Genomic DNA, 13,285 nt, shown 5'->3' on the forward strand with positions numbered 1-13,285 from the left:
AGGGTAGGCCGGGGGAGAGATGAGGGAGGGCCCGGGGGTGGTTGCCCCCGGGCCCTTCTTCGCGTGTCGGTGTCAGTCGCGTTCGATGAGGTGGCCGACGACCGTGGGGCCGAGCATGACGGCGAAGCCGGAGCCGTCGCGGCGAGGGTCGGCCGGGGGCAGCTCCACCGGGTCGCCGGTCGCGGTCGCGCCGACCGGCCGGGGGCCGACCCAGGCGACCACCAGGTCCGTCTCACCCTTGAGGAACCGCTGCGCGCGCACGCCGCCGGTCGCCCGCCCCTTCGCCGGGTACGCCCCGAACGGCGTCACCTTGACCGTCGCGCCGGTGGAGGTGACCACCATCGGCTCGCCGTGCCCGGGGTCGTCGGTGCGGACCGCCCCGAACCAGACCACCCGCGCCCCGTCGGGCACGTTGACCCCGGCCATGCCGCCGCCCTTGAGCCCCTGCGGGCGGACCAGCGTGGCGGCGAAGCGCAGCAGCGACGCCTCGGAGGTGATGAAGGTCAGCGCCTCCTGGCCGTCGGTGAGCCAGGTCGCCCCGACCACCTCGTCGCCCTCGCGCAGGCCGATCACCTCGAACTCGTCGGAGCGGACCGGCCACTCCGGCGCGCAGACCTTGACCACGCCCTGCCGGGTGCCGAGCGCCAGGCCCGGCGAGCCCTGCGCGGTCGCCCCGAGCGGGGCCAGCCCGACCACCGTCTCGCCGGCCTCCAGCGGCACCAGCTCGGCGGCGGACATGCCGCCGCGCAGCGAGACCGTGCCGGCCTGCTCCGGCAGCACCGGCAGCGGCAGCACGTCGATCTTGAACGCCCGGCCGGCGCTGGTCACCAGGAGCACCCGGCCCCGGGCCGTGGTGTGCACGACGGCGCGTACCGTGTCGTGCTTGACCCGGCCGTTGCGCCGGCGCCCCTCGGCGGCCTCCTCGGACTCGGCCGCGGTCCGGGCGACCAGCCCGGTCGCGGAGAGGATCACCTGGCAGGGGTCGTCGGCCACCTCCAGGGGGCCGGCCGGCACCGACGCCGCCAGCACCTCCTTGAGGTCGCCGTCGACCAGGGTGGTACGCCGCGGCACGGCGAACTGCTTCACCACCGAGGCCAGCTCGTCGGAGACGACCTTCTTGAGCACCTTCTCGTCGTCGAGGATCTTCGACAGCTCGGCGATCTCCCCGCGCAGCTTCTCCTGCTCGGCCTCCAGCTCAATCCGGTCGTACTTCGTCAGCCGGCGCAGCGGAGTGTCCAGGATGTAGGTGGCCTGGATCTCGGAGAGCTTGAACTTCTGCATCAGGCCGTCCTTGGCCGCCTGCGCGTCCTCGCTGGCCCGGATCAGCTTGACCACCTTGTCGATGTCGAGCAGGGCGATCAGCAGACCGTCGACCAGGTGCAGCCGCTCCTCACGCTTGCGCCTGCGGTACGCGCTGCGCCGGGTGACGACCTCGTAGCGGTGGGCCAGGAAGACCTCCAGCAGCGCCTTCAGCCCCAGGGTGCGCGGCTGGCCGTCGACCAGCACCAGGTTGTTGACGCCGAACGACTGCTCCAGCGGGGTGAGCCGGTAGAGGTCGGCCAGCAGCGCCTGCGGGTTGACCCCGACCTTGCACTCGATGACCAGCCGGGTGCCGCTCTCCCGGTCGGTGAGGTCCTTGACGTCGGCGATGCCGGTCAGCCGCTTGGTCTTGGTGACCTCGTTGGTGATCGCCGCGATGACCTTCTCCGCGCCGACCCCGTACGGCAGCTCGACGACGGTGATCGCCTGCCGGCCGCGGCTGCCCTCCAGCGGGCCGATCTCGACCCGGCCGCGCATCCGGACCACGCCGCGCCCGGTCTCGTACGCCCGGCGCACCTCGTCCAGGCCGAGCAGCAGACCGCCGGTGGGCAGGTCCGGGCCGGGGACGAACTCCATCAGCTTGTCGAGGTCGGCGTCCGGGTGGTTGATCAGCCAGCGGGCGGCCGAGACCACCTCGCCGAGGTTGTGCGGGATCATGTTGGTCGCCATCCCGACCGCGATCCCGGACGCGCCGTTGACCAGCAGGTTGGGGAAGGCGGCCGGCAGCACGGTGGGCTGGGTCAGCGAGCCGTCGTAGTTGGGCTCGACGTCGACGGTGTCCTCGCCCAGCTCGCCGACGAGCAGCATCGCCTCGCGGGAGAGGCGCGCCTCGGTGTAGCGCGCCGCGGCGGGGCCGTCGTCGGGGGAGCCGAAGTTGCCGTGCCCGTCGATCAGCGGCACGTTGAGCGAGAAGTCCTGGGCCAGCCGGACCATCGCGTCGTAGATCGCGGTGTCGCCGTGCGGGTGGTACTTGCCCATCACGTCGCCGACGACCCGGGCGGACTTCACGTGCCCTCGGTCGGGCCGGTGGCCGGCCTCGTGCATGGACCACAGGATGCGCCGGTGCACCGGCTTGAGCCCGTCGCGCGCGTCGGGCAGGGCGCGGGAGTGGATGACCGAGAACGCGTACTCCAGGTAGGAGTCGGAGACCTCGGTGACCAGCGGGTTGTCGAAGACCCGCGCGCCGGCCTGGTCGAAGGCGGAGAGGTCCACCTTGGCGCGGTCTTCCTTGCGGCGTGCCATCTTCAGCTTCCTTCTCGGCGGTCGGCCAGCGGGCTCATGCGTCGATCGCTTCGCGGTCGACCCGGTCGGAGGAGTCGATGAGCCAGTTGCGGCGCGGCTCGACCTTCTCCCCCATCAGCAGTTCGAGGATCCGCTCGGCGGCGTCGACGTCGTCGAGGGTGATCCGGCGGACCGCCCGGGTGGCCGGGTTCATCGTGGTCTCCCACAGCTCGTCGGCGTCCATCTCACCGAGGCCCTTGAAGCGCGGGATCGGGGTGACGATCTGCTTGCCCGCCTTCTCCAGCTTGCGGACCGTCGCCTCCATCTCGGCCTGGGTGTAGGTGTAAATGGTCTGCGGGTTGCGCCCCTTGGTGGTGATCTTGTGCAGGGGCGGCATCGCGGCGAAGAGCCGACCGGCCTCGATCAGCGGCCGCATGTAGCGGGCGAAGAGCGTGATCAGCAGGGTACGGATGTGCGCGCCGTCCACGTCGGCGTCCGCCATGATCAGGACGCGGCCGTACCGCAGGGCCGACAGGTCAAAGGTGCGCCCCGAGCCGGCGCCGAGCACCTGCACGATCGCGGCGCACTCGGCGTTGTCCAGCACCTGCTGGAGGTTCGCCTTCTGCACGTTGAGGATCTTGCCCCGGATCGGCAGCAGCGCCTGGTACTCGGCGGAGCGGGCGAGCCGGCCGGTGCCCAGGGCGCTGTCGCCCTCGACGATGAACAGCTCGCTGCGGTCGATGCCGGCCGCCCGGCAGTCGACCAGCTTGGCCGGCATCGACGCGCCCTCCAGGGCGGTCTTGCGCCGGGCCGCGTCCTTCTGCTGCTTCTGGGTCAGCCGGACCCGGGCCGCGTCGACGATCTTCTGCAGGACCGTCCGGGCCTCGGCCTTGGTCCTGCGGTCCTCCAGCCACGCCTTCAGGTGCTGCTCCACCAGGGACTGGATCACCTTGGTGATGCCGGCGGTGGAGAGCTCGTCCTTGGTCTGCGAGGTGAACTGCGGCTCCGGGAGGCGCACGTGCACCACGGCCGTCATCCCCTCCAGGACGTCGTCCAGGGTGGGCGGCTCCTCCTTGGCCTTGAGCAGGCCCCGAGTGTTGCGCACGGCGTCGGCGAGGGTCCGCGCCAGCGCCCGCTCGAAGCCCTTGCGGTGGGTGCCGCCGTGGGCGTTGCGGATGGTGTTGGTGAAGCACTCCACGGTGCGCTCGTAGCCGGTACCCCAGCGGAAGGCCACCTCGACCTCGGCGCGGCGCTGCACGTTGGACTGCATCACGCCGTTGGCGTCGGCGGCGTTCTCCCGGTAGGTGCCCTCGCCGGTGACCAGCAGGGTGCCGGAGACCGGCCGGTCGCCGGCCGGTGCCAGGAACTCGACCATGTCGGTGAGGCCGTTGGGGAAGTGGAAGCGCTCCTCGACGGGTTCCTCACCGGTCTCGTCGCGCAGCCGGTAGTCGACCCCCGGCACCAGGAACGCGGTGTTGCGCAGCTTCATCCGGACGGCGTCCACGTCGAGCGTCGCGCCGGTCTCGAAGTAGCGGGCGTCGTGCCAGTAGCGGATCGAGGTGCCGGTGCGCTGGCCGCGCTTCATCGCGCCGACGATCTGGAGCCCGGGGCCGGCGGTGAAGGGGGCGTCCGGGCCGTCGCCGTCGAAGATCCCCGGTACGCCGTGCCGGAACGACATGGCGTGCACCTTGCCGCCGCGCCGGACGGTGACGTCGAACCGGCGGGAGAGCGCGTTGACCGCCGAGGCGCCGACGCCGTGCAGCCCGCCGGAGGTCTTGTAGCCGGAGCCGCCGAACTTGCCGCCGGCGTGCAGCCGGGTGAGCACCAGCTCGACGCCGGAGATGCCGGACTTGGCGTGCACGTCGGTGGGGATGCCGCGGCCGTCGTCGTCGACCCGTACCGACCCGTCGGCGTGCAGCGTCACCTCGACCTTGGTGGCGTGACCGGCGACACCCTCGTCGGTCGAGTTGTCGAGGATCTCGTTGACGAGGTGACCCACGCCACGGCTGTCGGTAGAGCCGATGTACATGCCGGGACGCTTGCGGACGGCGTCCAGGCCCTCGAGGTGGGTGAGGTCGTCGGCCCCGTAGAGGGTCTCAGGCTGTGCGGTCAACTGGTCGTACTCCCAGGTCTCGGCGGTGTGGTGCCGCTCACCGTCTCGATCTCCACGCGCGGCGCGCCGCAGCGAGCCTAGCCGTACGCCCCGACACAACGGCGCAGCCCCGCTCAAGGCAGCGCGGCGGCGCCCGCCGATCGCGGGTCATCCGACACCAACGCCACCCTCCGCCGGGGTGTTCCCCGGACCGGGCCGGCCGAACCGCCGGGTCGGCACACCGGTGTGTCGAAGGTTGAACGAACGCGTTACGGCCCATTGACGGCCATCACGGGAAGGTGATCTGATCGCGACCACCGGAGGATCTTTCACATTTCCATGAACAGATGGGGGACGCGATGGTCAGGTTCCGTCGTACCGCTCTCGCCGCGACACTCGCCGTCGCCGCGGCCGCCCTCTCGGCCGCCGTCGGCCTGCCCACCCCCGCCGCGGCGGCGCCGCCCACCGCCGCCGTGGCGCTGGGCGACAGCTTCATCAGCGGCGAGGGCGCCGGGGCGTACTCCCCGGTGGCCGACGTCACCGGCGTGGCGCAGCCCTTCCCGGGCTGGTCGGCGCCGAACAGCAACGCCTACTTCTGCCACCGCTCGCCGCACGCCTCGCTGCACCAGGCGGACCTGCCGGGCATCCAGGCCCGGTTCAACCTCGCCTGCTCCGGGGGCCAGCCGTACGACATCGCCGCCGCGTCCGCCTCCCGCGCCAAGGGCCGGCAGGTCGCCGCGCAGCTCGACCAGCTCCGCGCGGTCGGGCAGACCCACGACATCGACCTGGTCCTGGTCGGCCTCGGCTCCAACAACAGCTCGTTCACCTTCGGCAGCGTCGCCGAGAAGTGCGCCAACCGGTTCATCGCCGACGCCTGGACCGGCTGGTGGGAGTTCTGGGCGTACCTGGGCGGGCCGGTGGAGCAGGAGCCCTGCGACGACGCCGACCTGGCCACCGCCGCCCAGTTCAGCGCCGCGACGGCCGAGACCACCGCCGCCGTACGCCAGATCCTCACCACCCTCGGCGAGATCGACGCCGACGGCCAGCACCGGATCGTGTTCCAGGACTACACGAACCCGCTGCCGCCGGAGCTGGCTTCGGTCTACTGGAGCGAGGACGACCGGGACGACACCCGGGACAAGTTCCGCGCCCTCGGCGCCGAGCGGTACGCGGCCGGCTGCCCGATCCACCGGGGCAGCCTCGCCCCGGGCCACCGCTTCTCCCAGGGCCTCGGCACGCTGGTCAACTCCGTACGCACGACCCTGGCGGCGGAGTTCCCCGCCGCCGACCTGGTCTACCTCAACGTGCAGCGCGCCTTCGACGGCGCCCGGCTCTGCGAGCAGGCGGGCAGCCCCACCGGCACGCTGGCCACCCCGATCCGCCTCCAGGACGGCCCGACCGGCGTCTTCGTCACCAGCCTCTCCGGCTACGACAAGCTGGCGATCCAGCGGATCGCCAACGCCTGCGGGACGTACTTCCAGACCTGCCAGGAGTCCTGGCACCCGAGCGCGGCCGGGCACCGGGTGCTCGGCCGGTGCCTGACCGGCGCGGCCTCGACCGCCTCCCGCGCGGTCTCCTGCGTCCGCGCCCCGGACGGCACGGTCACCGTCGGTTGAGCTCGACGTCGGGGGCGGCCCGCCCGGGCCGCCCCCGACGTGCGTCCGCGCGGTGGACCTCAGGGCCGGATCGCGGCGCCGAGCACGTGCGGCGACGCCGGCGCGGGCAGGCCGCCGGGCGGGAAGCGGAACCGGTCGAGCCGGACCACGCTGAACCCGGCCGCGACGATCGCCGACACCGTGTCCCGGCCGGTGTGGCAGCCGGCGGTGAGCAACGGCCAGCAGGTGGCGTCGGCCACCCGCTGCGCCCGGCGCAGCCCCGGGGTGTCCGCCGCGACGTGCTCGTAGAAGCACAGCCGCCCGCCCGGACGCAGCACCCGGTACGCCTCCCGCAGCGCGACGGCCTGATCCGGGACCGAGCAGAGCACCAGCGACATCACCACGGCGTCGGCGGTGGCGTCGGCGACCGGCAGCGCCTCGGCCAGCCCGTCGGTGACCGTCACCGGCACCGGCGCGCGCTCGGCCGCCGCCCGGGCGGCGGCGCGCAGCCAGGGCTCGGGCTCCACCGCGAGCACGGCGTCCACCTCGGGTGGGTAGTGCGCGAACATCCGGCCGTTGCCGGCACCCACCTCGACCACCCGCCCGCGCAGGCCGGCGACCAGCCGACGCCGGTGCTCGGCGACGCCGGCCCGATCCATCGCCACGCTCGCCCGCGCGAACAACCTGGCGAAGATCGGGTGGGAAACCCGGGAGTTCGACATCGGCGCTCCCATCGACGTGGGCCATCCCTGCCGCAGGCTACCGCCCACCCGCCAACGGGGGCGGGAGCACCGGGCCGGACCCGCCACCCGGACTCGCCGGGGCCGGCACCCGACGGGGACGGGTCAGGGGATACGCGGCGGCGCGGTGAGGGTGAGCAGGAGCGGGCCGGCCGGGGTGTCGGCGAGGTCGCCGAGGCGGACGTCGTCGAGGACGGCGAGGAAGGCGTCCTGGGCGCGGCGCAGTTGGACCCGCAGCCGGCAACCGGCGCGGAGGGTGCAGCCGGACTCCTCGCAGGCGACGACCTCGCCCGCGCCCTCGAAGGCCCGCACGACCTGGCCGACGGTGAGCTCCTCCGCGCCCTCGGCGAAGGCCACGCCGCCGGAGCGACCCCGGATGGTGACCAGCACGCCGAGCCGTTGCAGCCGCTGCACCACCTTGGCGACATGGCTGCGCGGCAGGTCCAGCCGATCGGCCAGCTCGTCGACGGTGGTCCGGGTCGACGCCGGCGCGGTCAGCATGGCGATCCGCAGCGCCATGTCGGTGGACCGGTTGAGCTTCACGCATCGACCCTAGCCAGCGTGTGCCCGGCCCGGACAGGGGCCGACCGTGACGCCCGCGACACGCCACCCGGGACTTTCGGCCCTGAAGAGGTATCCGGAATTCCTGTTTAAGTGCGGGGCGTAGGCAACGCAGAAGGAGGAGCGCCGTGCTCTCGGGATCGTCCAAGGCCGTGGTGATCGCGACCCTGCCCGTCGTACGGGCACACGGGGAGGAGATCACCGGCCGGTTCTACCGGCAGATGTTCGCCGCGCACCCGGAGCTGCTCAACCTGTTCAACCGGGGCAACCAGGCGACCGGCCAGCAGAAGGCCGCGCTGGCCGCCTCCGTCGTCGCGTACGCCGAACACCTGACCGGCGCCGGCGGCCCGGCGTGGAACGCCATCCTGGACCGGATCGCGCACAAGCACGCCTCGCTCGGCATCACCCCCGACCAGTACACCGTCGTCGGCCGGCACCTGATGGCCGCCATCGGCGAGGTGCTGGGCGCGGCCGTCACGCCGGAGGTCGCGGCGGCCTGGGACGAGGTGTACTGGCTGATGGCCTGCGAACTCATCGCCCGGGAGGCCCGCGTCTACACGACGGCCGGTGTGGCCGGGGGCGACTCGGTCTGGCGCGACTGGCGGGTCACCGCGGTCGTGCCGGAGGCCACCGACGTCGTCTCGCTGACCCTCGAGCCGGCCGACGGCGGCCCGGTCCCCGGTTTCGTCCCCGGGCAGTACGTCTCGGTCGCCGTCGACCTCGACGGCGGGCGCGGCCGGCAGATCCGGCAGTACAGCCTCTCCGGCCGCCCCGGCGCGGACCACTGGCGGATCACCGTCAAGCGGGTACGCGGCGTCGGCGGCGCGCCGGACGGCCTGGTCTCCACCGTCCTGCACGAGCGGATCGCGCCCGGCGACACGCTGCGGCTCAGCCCGCCCTTCGGGGAGGTCAGCGCGGTGGCCGGCGACGGGCCGCTGGTGCTGGTCAGCGCCGGCATCGGGCTCACCCCGGCGATGTCCGCGCTGGAGCACCTGGCGGCCACCGCGCCGCACCGGCCGGTGGTGCTGGTGCACGCCGACCGGGACGGGGCCGCGCACGCGCACCGCGACGAGTTGCCGCGGCTGCACGCCCAGCTGCCCCACCTGCGCCTCAAGCTCTGGTACGAGCAGGTCACCGAGGGTGACGACCCGCAGGCGCTGACCGCCGAGGTGACCGGCGGCCGGATCGATCCCGAGCTGATCCCGCTCTCCCCCGACGCGCACGTGCACCTCTGCGGGCCGCTGCCCTTCATGAACCAGGTCCGGGGCGGGCTGCTGCGCCGGGGCGTGCCGGCGGAGCGGATCGCCTACGAGGTGTTCGGCCCCGGAATGCTGCGCGGCCTCTGACCGGCCCGGCGGGATCCGCACCGGCCGCGAATCTCCAACCTGGAGGTTTGCGGCCGGTGGGAGAAGTCGATGATCTACAGGTTAGGAGGCGAAGGCGAGGGTAGGGACCCTCCCATGCGCGTCCTCGGTATCAATGCGATCTTCCACGATCCGGCCGCCGCCCTGGTGGTCGACGGGCGGGTGGTGGCCGCCGCCGAAGAGGAACGGTTCAGCCGTCGCAAGCACGGCAAGCGGCCGGTCCCGTTCTCCGCCTGGGAGCTGCCGGAGCTCTCCGCGGCCTGGTGCCTGTCCAGCGCCGGCGTCGACGTGGAGAGCCTCGACGCGGTGGCCTACTCCTTCGACCCCGGCCTGTGCCGCGACGCCGCCGACCTCGGCCTCGCCGACCCGTGGGACTGGCTGCGCGTCGACTACGCCCGGCGGGCCCCGCAGTTCCTCGCCGCCGCGCTGCCCGGCCTCGACCCGGAGAAGGTGCGCTTCGTCCCGCACCACGTGGCGCACGCCGCCTCGGCCGGGCTGGCCGCCCCGCCGGCCGGTGACGACACCGCCGTGCTGGTCCTCGACGGCCGCGGCGAGGTCGCCAGCCACCTGGCCGGGGTCTACCGCGACGGCGAGCTGAGCCCGCTCTACTCGCAGGAGCTGCCGCACTCGCTCGGCCTGCTCTACGAGGACCTCACCCGCCACCTCGGCTTCCTGCACTCCAGCGACGAGTACAAGGTGATGGCGCTGGCCTCGTACGGCCGGCCGAAGCACCTCGGCGTGCTGCGCGAGCTGGTCCGGGTCACCGACTCCGGCGGCTTCCACGTCGACCGGATCGACTGGGCGAGCCTGGCGAAGGCCGCCGAGCCGGGCGCCGAGCTGACCGAGGACCACGCCGACCTGGCCGCCAGCGTGCAGGCCCGCCTCGAAGAGGTCGTGCTCGACCTGGCCCGCTGGCTGTACGACGCCTCGGGTGGCGCCTCGACCCTGGCGATGGCCGGCGGGGTGGCGCTGAACTGCGTCGCCAACGCCCGGCTCGCGGCCGAGGGGCCGTACCGGGACGTCTGGGTGCAGCCTGCCGCCGGCGACTCGGGCACCGCGCTGGGCGCCGCCCTGCACGTCGCCGGCACGCTCGGCGACCGAGCGACGCCGATGACCGGGGCGGACCTCGGCCGCGGCTGGTCCGACGAGGAGCTGGAGGCGGAGCTGCGCCGGGCCGCGCTGCCGTACTTCCGGCCCGACTCGATCGCCGCTGAGGCGGCCCGGGTGCTCGCCGACAACGGCATCGTCGCCTGGTACCAGGGGCGCAGCGAGTACGGCCCGCGCGCCCTCGGGCACCGCTCGCTGCTGGCCCACCCCGGCGACCCGGCGACCACCGCCCGGATGAACGACGTCAAGGGGCGGGAGCAGTTCCGCCCGATCGCGCCGATGGTCCGCGCCGAACGCTTCGCCGACATCTTCGACGGGGTCTTCCCCAGCCGCTACATGCTCTTCGTGCACCGGGTGAAGCCGGAGTGGCGCGACCGCATCCCGGCGGTCACCCACGTCGACGGCACCGCCCGGGTGCAGACCGTGCACACCGACACCGAGCCCCTCGTCGCCGAGCTGCTGGCCGAGTTCGAGCGGCGTACCGGGCTGCCGGTGGTGGTGAACACGTCGCTGAACACCGCCGGCCGGCCCATGGTGGACACCCCGCGCGAGGCGATGGAGCTGTTCGGCTCCGCCCCGGTGGAGCTGCTGGCCCTGGGCCCGTTCGCGGTGCGGCGCGGCGCGCTCGGCGGTGGCCGGTGATCAGCATCGTGGTGCCGACCCTCGGCCGGCCCAGCCTCACCGCCCTGCTCGACGCCCTCGCCCCGCAGCTCGCCGCGCTGCCCGACGTGGAGATCCTGCTGGTCGACGACCGGCGCGACGCCGCGGGCGAGCTGGCGGTGCCGGGGGCGCTGTCCGCGTACACGAAGGTGGTGACCGGGCGCGGCGCGGGCCCGGCGGCGGCCCGCAACGTCGGCTGGCGGGCGGCCCGCCGGCCCTGGGTGGTCTTCCTCGACGACGACGTGGTGCCGGCGCCGGACTGGGTCCGGCGGCTGCGCGACGACCTCGCGGTCGGCGACCGGGTCGGCGGGGTGCAGGGCGCCGTGACGGTGCCGCTGCCGGCCGACCGGCGGCCCACCGACTGGGAGCGGAGCACCGGCGGCCTGGCCGAGGGCGAGTGGATCACTGCGGACATGGCGTACCGGCGGGCCGCGCTGGCCGCGGTGGAGGGCTTCGACGAGCGCTTCCCCCGGGCCTACCGCGAGGACGCCGAGCTGGCCCACCGGGTCCGCCGCGCCGGATGGGAGCTGGTCCGGGGCCGACGCGTCGTCACCCACCCGGTCCGCCCCGAGGACCGCTGGGTGAGCCTGCGGGTGCAGCGGGGCAACGCCGACGACGCGCTGCTGCGCCGGCTCTACGGCCCGGACTGGCGCGCCGAGCTGGGGTTGCCGCCCGGCCGGCGGCCCCGGCACGTCGCGACCGCCGCCGCCGGGACGCTGGCGGTGACCGCCGCCGCGCTGCGGACCCTGCTGCCCCGCCACGGCGCGCCGCGCCGGGTCCTCGGCGCGGTCGCCGCCACCGGCGCGCTGGGCTGGGCGGTGGGCACGGCCGAGTTCGCCGCGGTGCGGATCGCGCCCGGCCCGCGCACCCGGGAGGAGGTGTCCACCATGCTGCTGACCAGCGCACTCATCCCGCCGGTCGCCGTCGCCCACTGGGTACGGGGCTGGTGGCGGCACCGACGCTCCGGTGCGGACGGTGAGCCCGCCGGAGCGCAGAGTTGATGTTTACTCCTCCTGCCCCGGGCAACTGGTCTGCCATGAACGGGGGCACGGCGATCACGCACGGCCTCTTCGACGCGGTGCTGCTCGACCGGGACGGCACGCTGGTCGAGGACGTGCCGTACAACGGCGACCCGGAGAAGGTGCGCCCGCTGCCCGGCGCGCGCGAGGCACTGGATCGGCTGCGCGCCGCCGGCCTGCGCCTGGGCGTCGTCACCAACCAGTCCGGCCTGGCGAAGGGACTCTTCACCGCCGATCAGATGCGGGCGGTCCACGCCCGGGTCGAGGAGCTGCTCGGCCCCTTCGACACCTGGCAGATCTGCCCGCACGACGACGGCGACGGCTGCGGCTGCCGCAAGCCCGCCCCGGGGATGGTCCACGCGGCCGCCACCGCGCTCGGCACCTCCCCGGGGCGCTGCGTCATGGTCGGCGACATCGGCCGGGACATGACCGCGGCGCTCGCCGCCGGCGCCACCGGTGTGCTGGTGCCCACCCCGGTCACCCGGTCCGAGGAGGTCGCCGCCGCCCCGCACGTCGCCCGGGACCTGCCGGCGGCGGTCGACGAGATCCTGCGCCGGCAGGCCGCCGTCCGGCCCACCGCCGCGCGCCGCGCCGGCACCGTCCTGGTGGTACGCAGCGACTCCGCCGGCGACGTGCTGGTCACCGGCCCGGCGATCCGGGCCGTCGCGGCCGGGGCGCGGCGGGTCGTGCTGCTCTGCGGTCCCCGGGGCCGGGCCGCCGCCGAACTGCTCCCCGGCGTCGACGAGATCGTCGAATGGCCGCTGCCCTGGATCGACGGCGACCCCGCCCCCGTCGACCCCGACGACATCCGCGCGCTGACCGCCCGGCTGACCGCCGTCGGCGCCGACGAGGCGGTCGTCTTCACCTCCTTCCACCAGTCGGCCCTCCCCCTCGCGCTGCTGCTGCGGATGGCCGGAGTGGGTCGGATCAGCGCGATCAGCGACGACTACCCCGGTTCCCTGCTGGACGTACGGCACAAGGTGCCGGTCGGCGTGCCGGAGCCGGAGCGGGCCCTCTCCCTCGCCGCCGCCGCCGGATTCGGCCAGCCGGCCGGCGACGAGCCGGCGTTGCGCGTCGCGGCGCCCCCGGCCACGGCACCCGACGGTCCGTACGTGGTGGTGCACCCGGGGGCGTCCGTGCCGGCCCGGGCCTGCCCGCCGGAGCGGTGGGTGGAGATCGTGGGCAGGCTTACCGCGAGCGGCTATCGGGTAGTGGTCACCGGGGGGCCGGTCGAGACCGTGCTGACCTCCCGGGTGGCCGCCGCCGGCGGCACCGACCTCGGCGGGCGTACCGGGCTGGCGGAGCTGGCCGGAGTCCTCGCCGGGGCGAGCTGCGTGGTGGTCGGCAACACCGGCCCCGCCCATCTCGCCGCCGCCGTCGGCGTACCCGTCGTCAGCCTCTTCGCCCCCACCGTCTCCTTCGGCCAGTGGGCGCCCTACCGGGTGCCGCTGGTCCGCCTCGGCGACGCCGCCGCGCCCTGCCGGGACACCCGGGCCACCCGCTGCCCGGTACCCGGCCACCCCTGCCTCACCGCCGGGGTCGACCCGGCCGACGTGGTCGCCGCGGTCCGCCTGCTCACCACCGGAATCCGACGCTGAAGGAGGGT

Annotated in this window: 9 protein-coding genes; 5 read left to right on the plus strand and 4 right to left on the minus strand. The window is 74.4% G+C overall.

The window, feature by feature from the left end; all coding sequences use genetic code 11:
* Nucleotides 1-72: 72 nt before the first annotated feature.
* Nucleotides 73-2,562: a DNA gyrase/topoisomerase IV subunit A gene (locus V6U88_RS14990; RefSeq protein WP_334453433.1), complete on the minus strand. Its 2,490-nt coding sequence runs from the start codon at nucleotides 2,560-2,562 to the stop codon at nucleotides 73-75.
* Between the two features lie 34 nt (nucleotides 2,563-2,596).
* Nucleotides 2,597-4,654, minus strand: coding sequence for a DNA gyrase/topoisomerase IV subunit B (locus V6U88_RS14995; protein WP_334453434.1), 2,058 nt, complete (start codon nucleotides 4,652-4,654; stop codon nucleotides 2,597-2,599).
* Nucleotides 4,655-4,992: 338 nt separating this feature from the next.
* Between V6U88_RS14995 and V6U88_RS15000 the strand changes: the two genes are divergently transcribed.
* A complete protein-coding gene (locus tag V6U88_RS15000) occupies nucleotides 4,993-6,249 on the plus strand; it encodes a hypothetical protein (RefSeq protein WP_334453516.1) in 1,257 nt (418 codons plus the stop codon).
* 59 nt (nucleotides 6,250-6,308) lie between these two features.
* Here V6U88_RS15000 and V6U88_RS15005 read toward each other — a convergent pair whose 3' ends face one another.
* Together V6U88_RS15005 and V6U88_RS15010 are read right to left on the minus strand one after the other, a co-directional pair.
* A complete protein-coding gene (locus V6U88_RS15005) occupies nucleotides 6,309-6,950 on the minus strand; it encodes a class I SAM-dependent methyltransferase (protein ID WP_334453436.1) in 642 nt (213 codons plus the stop codon).
* A gap of 123 nt (nucleotides 6,951-7,073) precedes the next feature.
* Complete coding sequence (locus tag V6U88_RS15010) at nucleotides 7,074-7,511, minus strand: RrF2 family transcriptional regulator (protein WP_334453438.1); 438 nt, start codon at nucleotides 7,509-7,511, stop codon at nucleotides 7,074-7,076.
* A 146-nt stretch (nucleotides 7,512-7,657) separates the two neighbouring features.
* On the opposite strand from V6U88_RS15010, the gene V6U88_RS15015 reads away from it, so the two are divergent.
* The 4 genes from V6U88_RS15015 (at nucleotide 7,658) to V6U88_RS15030 (ending at nucleotide 13,277) form a co-directional block, all read left to right on the plus strand.
* Complete coding sequence (locus V6U88_RS15015; RefSeq protein ID WP_334453440.1) at nucleotides 7,658-8,875, plus strand: globin domain-containing protein; 1,218 nt, start codon at nucleotides 7,658-7,660, stop codon at nucleotides 8,873-8,875.
* A gap of 114 nt (nucleotides 8,876-8,989) precedes the next feature.
* Nucleotides 8,990-10,642 carry a carbamoyltransferase family protein gene (locus V6U88_RS15020; RefSeq protein ID WP_334453443.1) on the plus strand — a complete coding sequence of 551 codons (1,653 nt, stop codon included), beginning with the start codon at nucleotides 8,990-8,992 and terminating at the stop codon, nucleotides 10,640-10,642.
* Nucleotides 10,639-11,661, plus strand: coding sequence for a glycosyltransferase family 2 protein (locus V6U88_RS15025; protein ID WP_334453445.1), 1,023 nt, complete (start codon nucleotides 10,639-10,641; stop codon nucleotides 11,659-11,661). The genes V6U88_RS15020 and V6U88_RS15025 overlap by 4 nt, the downstream gene beginning before the upstream one ends.
* A gap of 35 nt (nucleotides 11,662-11,696) precedes the next feature.
* Nucleotides 11,697-13,277, plus strand: a complete 1,581-nt coding sequence (locus tag V6U88_RS15030; protein WP_334453447.1) for an HAD-IIIA family hydrolase — start codon at nucleotides 11,697-11,699, stop codon at nucleotides 13,275-13,277.
* The last annotated feature ends 8 nt before the right edge of the window (nucleotides 13,278-13,285 follow it).

The sequence above is a fragment of the Micromonospora sp. CPCC 205739 genome (assembly GCF_036906795.1).
Lineage (GTDB): Bacteria > Actinomycetota > Actinomycetes > Mycobacteriales > Micromonosporaceae > Micromonospora.